Annotated in this window: 2 protein-coding genes and 1 pseudogene; 2 read left to right on the top strand and 1 reads right to left on the bottom strand. The window is 36.1% G+C overall.

Features of this window, described 5'->3' with window-relative positions; all coding sequences use genetic code 11:
* The first annotated feature begins 275 nt into the window (after positions 1–275).
* Together V7097_RS18140 and V7097_RS18135 are read left to right on the top strand one after the other, a co-directional pair.
* The gene (locus V7097_RS18140; RefSeq protein WP_335705049.1) at positions 276–719 is read left to right on the top strand and encodes a VOC family protein; all 444 of its coding nucleotides are present in this window, start codon (positions 276–278) and stop codon (positions 717–719) included.
* 472 nt (positions 720–1,191) lie between these two features.
* Positions 1,192–1,668, top strand: a pseudogene (locus tag V7097_RS18135) (IS110 family transposase); the annotation flags it as partial.
* 1,354 nt (positions 1,669–3,022) lie between these two features.
* On the opposite strand, the gene V7097_RS18130 reads toward V7097_RS18135, so the two are convergent.
* On the bottom strand, positions 3,023–4,573 hold the full coding sequence (locus V7097_RS18130; protein ID WP_335705048.1) for a multicopper oxidase family protein: 1,551 nt from the start codon (positions 4,571–4,573) through the stop codon (positions 3,023–3,025).
* Between the last annotated feature and the right edge of the window lie 255 nt (positions 4,574–4,828).

Below are 4,828 nucleotides of genomic sequence, written 5' to 3'. Positions count from 1 at the left end.
AGCAGAATTAGCAATATCTGATTCTAAAAGAATAGCTATATTTTGTGAATGGTAACTAGGAGGAGCCGTGTGCGTTAATAGCGCAAGCACGGTTCTGGGAGGGGGGAGAACACAATCTACCGTAAGGTAGAGAGGTTCTCTTCTACTCGACTAGATAAATTAGGCTATTGATTGTCGGACAATTATATCATAAGCAAAGGAGGAGGTTATTGGAGTTTATAGAAATTATTAACTTACCAAACAGTCAAAAAATTCATTAATAGGAGTGAGGAAAGGTGGAACTTAAACAACAAAGGAACGGGAAATTAAGGCAAACCATTCAAGTACGTTTAGTCTCCGATTTAAAAAAATCGCAGGAATACTACCGTGATGTATTTGGATGTAAAATTGATGATTGGGGGCACGCAGAACGAGACGGAATGACTATTATTCTTCAACAGTCAATCTCCCCAGAAGATGTACGACCAAACGCTGTATCAAAAAAGCGATTAGATTATCCTACCGAATGGGAAGGTCCTGAATTTGGATGGGACACATTTATTCACGTTAGTTGGGATGACTTGGACTCTCTAGTTGAAGAAGTTCGTGGAAAAGGTGGAAAGATATCAGTCGAGCCATTTACAGGTACACACGGCAATTGGGAGTTTAAAAATACCTGTATAAAAGACCCTGATGGATACAATATCGTATTAGGTTCAATGCGAGAAATTCAGCAATAATCTGAAATTCGTTTGCACAAATCTAAATAATAAATCATATATCTTGTTAAACTAAAGGGTTGCGTTAGTTTAACAAGGAAACCAGTAAAGAACTTTTTTTCCATGAAGTCTTGTTCAAATATTACAACCGTTACAGTTAGTAAAGAACTTTCTTTTTCGAAACAATTTTCTATAAGCGATGTAAGATGGTGGATTACGTTTATCAGTAAACAACTTTTTTATCACGCAACACTTTCTGTTTTATCGAAAAAAAGTTGTTTGTTTGATAATAAAGTTCTTTACTCAATATTAATGTTATTTACTCTAGTTCTTTAAGGTTTCCTTAAAGAACTTTTTTTATTTAAATTAATTGTGAAAAATACACTTAAACTAACGGGGTAGGATAGTTTAATAAAATACATTTACAATTATGGAAGTATTTAATATAATTGGTGTAAAATTACACTTAAATTTGATATGTTAAATAACACTAGACCTTACTATAAAACAACTCGAAAGAGTTGAACTACAAATCAAAGAAGAACTCTATAAAATCCCTTTCGCACAGAAACTCCTTATGATTAAAGGGATAAGTGAAATCTCATTGGCTGGTATTTTAGGAGAAGCAGGAGACTTAAGTGGATTTTCTCATGGTAATTCTTTATTACGACATGCAGGACTTCATTTAGCTGAAGCAAGTTCAGGAAAATGGAAAGGACAGATTGTGATCTCAAAACGAGGTCGATCCAGGCTACGGCGTTTCCTTTACCTAGCTACCATGAGCCTTGTGATGAACAACGATGAGTTTAAAGCACTTCACACACATAATGTGAAAATCAAAAAGATTAAGAAAATGAAGTCTATTATGAAGTTAATCGGTAAATTGGCAAGAATTTTTGTAGGAATAGCTAAGCGTAATGAGGCATACTGTCCAAGTAAATTGAAAGAAACAATCCCTTTAGCAGCTTAGGAATAAAAAACTTTAGCCTTACACAATAGTACAATCTTTAATTTTGAATGTTGTCTTATTCGTAGGATTACAAATATGTACGGAGTACCAGGTATATTCAACAAAAGGGCAATGTGACCCATCAGTTTAGCAAAACTGGCCTCCACCCCTTGGATAGGCATGGCGAAGGAATGAGAGGGCAAATGACCCGTTGAGACATGGGAGGGAAAGCCTCCAGGGGCGGCGTGGAGATGTACATCATATGGTAAAATATGGAGTATTAACTAACTCCTTTATTTAACTATGCCTTCACGAAGCCAAAATGATCTGAACTCACTTCTAATGCCTTTTAATCCATTTTAAAGGGGTTTGAAATCCTGCGAATAAGTGAGCATTCGAGAGATATTCGTATCAAACTGAGGGAGTTGAACAAGATAATATTCTATTCAAAGGATATTTAATTATAAATCCTGCAGGATAAAACCGGAGTTTCGTGCAATAAACCATTTGCAAAAAATTAAATGTGGATATTTCACAGCAGATTATAAAAAGGAGCCCGTAGGCTCCTTGAAACAATGTTTAAATCATTTGCTTAAAAGAATCTGCGTCTTCTTCTTTCAAATTCAAAACGTCTTCTTCTTTCGAATTCGAAGTCGAAAGGGAAAAATTCTCTTTCAAAAGGGAAAAACCGTCTTCTTCTAAAGTCGTCACGAAAAAACCGATCTCTTCGGTCAAATCCAAAAAATGGCATTTCGTTCACCCTCCTTTCATTTCAGAAGTCACCTATTGGAATATTCGAAGGAAAGACAATCTTACTATGTATATATATTTTCTTAAGACAAGGGTTGATTGGACATTTATCATAGTGTTAAAACAAAATCAGCTATTTACTTAAACAATTTCTAAAAATACAAAAAACCGTCTGCAATACATGCAAACGCCTCGTGGAGGTAACTTATCTAGGGTTCATATGGTGGTAATAAATATTTGCACTCAGAATAATAATGAATGGACAAGTGCTGATTAAAAGTAAAATAAGCTGGAAATAAAAAAATACAAACTATTCTTGACCTCATACTCTTACTATTCTTGTTAGGCTATAATAATTGGATATGTAAATTAGAGAAAAAAGCATCAGATATGTAGGAGTAATGATTGTAATATATTAATTCTCTAACGAGTGCGTTTCTACAATAAGTTGAGACGCTTTTTTACTAACGGGGCAGAATAGTTTAATAACTTCTCTACACCAAGGACGGATTTTATCGAGACTCGTTTCAATCTGTAAACGTTTATGATTTTGTGGTTTATGTCATTTTAAGAACAGAGAGCAAATTGCTCTCTATTCATGTCACAATGATTGTTCTTTTATCCCTCACTTTTTTCTCAAGTCCTGTGCTTTAAAAATCTCAATGGGACGCATCATTTCATGATCTTCATGCTCTAGCATATGACAATGCCACACGTAACGCCCGGTAAATGGTCCGAAACGGGCTATAATGGAAGTTACGTAACCATAGGGGGTCCGAACTGTATCTTTAAATCCTGTTTCATAAGGTTCAGGAGAAGTAGGAGGCCCCGTAAAAATAAGGTTTCCGGTTTTTTGATATTGAGAAACATCAAAAGGCTGACGTTCAAGAATTTGAATGTCCACCAAATGAATATGGATAGGATGAGGGACATCATCAATTAGATTAATGATCCGCCAAATTTCAACGGTATCCACTTCGATTCTTTCAGATATTCGACCTATCCACATCTTACCATCCAATAAATTTAAATTTCGACCATATTGATCCTTAGTCCTGACGAGTGTTAGATCTCTCGTTCTTTTTGCCATACTTCTTTGGAGGTGGTTGATGGGTCCTAAGTAAAATGGAAGGGAACTAGTATCAGTACTTTTTAACGGAACAGTTACTCTAAATTGCATGACCTCTGTTGTTTCGGGACTGGTAGTCTTGGTGACATTTTTGAGAATAATGTTTTGACCGAGATATTGGGAAAAATCAATGATCACATCTACACGTTCAGCACTCATCAGGATAAATTCATATATCTGTACTGTTGACTCAAGAAAGCCACCATCCGTGCCAATTATATAAAAAGGCAGACCGGATTCCATTTTTAGTTTAAGCGTTCGACTATTTGATGCATTTAAAATTCGAAATCGGTATTTTCTTGGTTCAACTTCCATGAATGGATAAACCTTTCCGTTTACTAAAATGGTATCTGCATCAAAAGGAGCGACAAGAGACGGCTTAGGAAGTTTTTTGTCGTTTGGATCTGATGTGCTAGGGTAGTAAAGTGAACCGTCGGGGTTGAAGGAACGATCCACAATTAAAAGAGGGACTTCATAGATTCCCTTCGGTAGATTTAGAGATTGTTCATGTATGTCGCGAATGAGATAGAGTCCCGCGAGTCCTGCGTAGACGTTCAATCTTGTAATACCTACCGTGTGATCGTGATACCACAACGTTGTAGCTCGCTCAATATTTGGATAAATATAAATCTCACGTTCAAATAATGGACCCGTTTCTTGAAAATTTCTCGTAAACCAAGCTTCGGGGTAACCATCGCTATGGGCAGGCGTTCTTCCACCGTGTAAATGAACAACACTTCTACCCTCTGGAAGAGTTATTTCAGAACCATGAATTGTTGTATCAACAGGAAGAAAGTGCTTGTTTGGGAGATCATTGATCCATTTAACATAAACAGTTTCATTCTTCATAACTTCGAATGTTGGACCCGGGAATGTTCCATCGTAACCCCATAAACGGGTTGGTCCAAGATCCCTGTGAAGCTTCTGTGTGAATTCCTTCATGGTCACTTCGTAATATGAACTATTATTACTTCTACTCTTAGGCGATATGGTTTTTGGAATAGGCATTGCATCCACGAATTTCTGCAGCTTTATCTTTTCATGCATAAGAATAGAAAACCTCCTTCCTGTTAATATCTACAGTAAGTTTATGAACGTGAACTTGTTCAATATGTTTATATGTTTCGATCTTATGTGAACAGTGCATTACTTTAACAATGGGGTAATATCCTTTTTCTGATTCAACAGTTTTGTGAGTTTGTGAAGGATTGTACTTAAAGTAAAGGGTGCTTTCCTTAAAGAAGGGAAGCATCCTTTTTTGTACAAGTTATTGTAATAACTGGGCAGTTTAGTTGAAGAAGA

Origin of the sequence: Bacillus sp. JJ1562, assembly GCF_036962705.1 — a bacterium.
Classification (GTDB): Bacteria; Bacillota; Bacilli; order Bacillales; family Bacillaceae_L; genus Ferdinandcohnia.
The sequence above is the reverse complement of the archived record's forward strand: the minus strand, read 5'-3'. Positions and strand labels throughout refer to the sequence as shown.

What these genes read in the sequence shown, in the direction of transcription:
- V7097_RS18130 (WP_335705048.1), bottom strand. Translation starts at nt 4,573, where the DNA reads ATGCATGAAAAGATAAAGCTGCAGAAATTCGTGGATGCAATGCCTATT.